This window comes from Microbacterium sp. Bi128 (genome assembly GCF_918698205.1).
The window spans coordinates 1-2,147 of the sequence record NZ_CAKKMM010000872.1 but is presented as its reverse complement, the minus strand read 5'-3'; the positions used below and the strand labels follow the sequence as shown (position 1 = coordinate 2,147).

General features: G+C 66.0%; 4 protein-coding genes. All 4 read right to left on the bottom strand.

Translation table 11 applies throughout. The features are described 5' to 3' along the window. The coding region (locus LQV45_RS27460; protein WP_230009991.1) for an endonuclease/exonuclease/phosphatase family protein at positions 1-471 on the bottom strand (471 nt) is incomplete at its 3' end. A 10-nt stretch (positions 472-481) separates the two neighbouring features. After that, positions 482-1,051, bottom strand: coding sequence for a hypothetical protein (locus LQV45_RS27455; protein WP_230009987.1), 570 nt, complete (start codon positions 1,049-1,051; stop codon positions 482-484). Positions 1,052-1,197: 146 nt separating this feature from the next. Further along, entirely contained in the window at positions 1,198-1,554 is a 357-nt protein-coding gene (locus tag LQV45_RS27450) for a VOC family protein (protein WP_230009984.1), read from the bottom strand. Positions 1,555-1,579: 25 nt separating this feature from the next. Then, positions 1,580-2,147 (bottom strand): ABC transporter permease (locus tag LQV45_RS27445; RefSeq protein WP_230009981.1); only part of this gene is annotated, 568 nt, incomplete at its 5' end.

Genomic DNA, 2,147 nt, shown 5'->3' with positions numbered 1-2,147 from the left:
GTCACTGTGCTTGGCGAGTTCGGGCAGCCGCTGGACCATGACATCGAGGAAACTGAATTTGTCGTCCTGCTTGGGAGTGCCGGCCTCGCCCGAGTGCACGTAGGCGCTCACGACGGTCTGCTGTGAGGCCTGCCCGTCCGCGTCCCGCACGATGTAGTCCGCCTCGACCCAGCGTCCGGCCGTGGCGAAGAAGTCATCGCCGATCCCCACCCGGGTGGCCAGGGGCTCTTCCCGGGAGGCAATGGCAACGCCGGCCCGGCCCTTGGCCTCGGCCTCGGCGTGGAGAATGTACCAGCCCTCGCCGAGCAGTTCCTCGACGATCGCGTCCGGCGCGCGGACCTCCTGGAGGCACAGGATGTCCACCTCGCGCGGCTCAAGCCACTCCGCCATGCCCTTCTTGTAGGCGGCACGGAGGCCGTTGACGTTGACTGACGCGATGCGAAGGTGGTCCTTCTTCAATGCCGAGCTCACCCGATCCACTCTAGTCGATGATGGTTCCGCTGACGGGAGCGTCATCGCCGCCCGGGGATTTGATCATGTCCCGCGCGTTGGTGGCGGTGATCTCGATGGTCTCCAGGGCGCGGCTGATCGTGTCGCGGTCCGCCGCCTCGCCCTTCGCCCGCTCCTGCTCGACCACCCGGACCTGGACCTGGACGATCTTGAAGGAGTGGACCAGCTTCATGTCGCGGACGCTGTCCGCTGCGCGGCTTTCGCTCACCACGCGGGTTCCGCCGTGGTCCGCGCTGCCCGCAGCCGGCGGCCGGCCCGCTGCGGCGTTGAACGCGTTCTGGGCCTCGGTCAGCCTGGCCCCGGCCTTCTTCGCGGCCTTCTGGATGCTGAACACGACGAAGGAGGCCAGCGCCAGCCAGAAGCCGGCGATGATCGCCACGATCCAGCCCACGACGTCGTTCTGGTTGGCCGCGAAGATCACGGCCACCACGAACGCGATGATGAAGACCAGCAGCCCCGGCCCGCTGATGCGGAACATGGAAAACCGGCCGCGGGCCGTTGTGTCGTTGGATGTGGACGAGGAGCTACCCAGAGATTGCATGAGCCCATTATCGCAAACGGGGCCGGCCGCCCGTTCCGCTTCCACCCCGGGCGAACGCCGCCCCCGCGCCGGGCCTGGGTCAGGACCAGCGTTTAGGTCAGGACCGGCGTTTAGGTCAGGACCAGCGTTTAGGTCAGGACGGAGGTTTAGGTCAGGACAAGGCAGAACGGGTGGCCGCTGGGGTCCGTGTAGACCCGGAAGGTTTCCGTACCGGCGTCGAGGCTGGTAGCGCCGAGCCGGAGCACCTCGGCTTCGGCGGCGTCGAGGTCCCCGACGAGCACGTCCACGTGCATCTGCTGCGGGTGCTCGGCGTCGGGCCACTGCGGGCGGACCAGCCGCTCCACCCGCTGGAAGGCGACGGCGGGACGGTCGGCGGCGTCGCCGATCGAAATCCACTCCTCGTCCTCCTGCACCCGGATCATCCCCAGCAGCTCCTGGTAAAAGCCGGCGAGCTTGTCCGGGTCCTCGCAGTCGATGACGAGGGCCTGCCATTTTCCGATCATGGGGTCTCCTTTTTTGGAAGGACGGCTACTTGAGGAACAGTTTGCGCAGCCGGCTCGTGATGAGCAGGACGCCGAGGGCAATCATGACGAGGTAGTAGCCGATGTGCACGGCGGTGGCCGGGGTGAACACCCCCACGCTGATCTGGCGCAGCAGTTCCACGCCGTGCCACAGCGGCATGGCCTGGATCAGCCACTGGATGGACTGCGGGTAGACGCTGAGCGGGTAGAACGTGGCACTGAAGAGGAACATGGGCAGCATGACGAAGTTGATCCAGTCCATTTGCTGGAACGTCTTCATGTAGCTCGTGATCCCCATGCCGAAGCTCGCGAAGCCGAAGGCGATCAGCACCGAGGCCGGGATCATCAGGATGGCCCACGGCGTGGTGATGAGTCCCATCAGGCCCATGACGGCCGTGAAGCCGGTCGCGTACATGGCCCCGCGCAGCAGGGCGAGGAAGATTTCGCCCATGGCGACATCCAGCGGCCCCAGCGAGGTGTAGAGCATGCCCTGGTACAGCTTGGCGAAGTTCATCTTGAAAAAGACGTTCCACGTGGAGTCGTAGACGGCGCCGTTCATGGCGGACACGGCCAGC

What these genes read in the sequence shown, in the direction of transcription:
- LQV45_RS27455 (WP_230009987.1), bottom strand. Translation starts at nt 1,051, where the DNA reads ATGCAATCTCTGGGTAGCTCCTCGTCCACATCCAACGACACAACGGCC.
- LQV45_RS27450 (WP_230009984.1), bottom strand. Translation starts at nt 1,554, where the DNA reads ATGATCGGAAAATGGCAGGCCCTCGTCATCGACTGCGAGGACCCGGAC.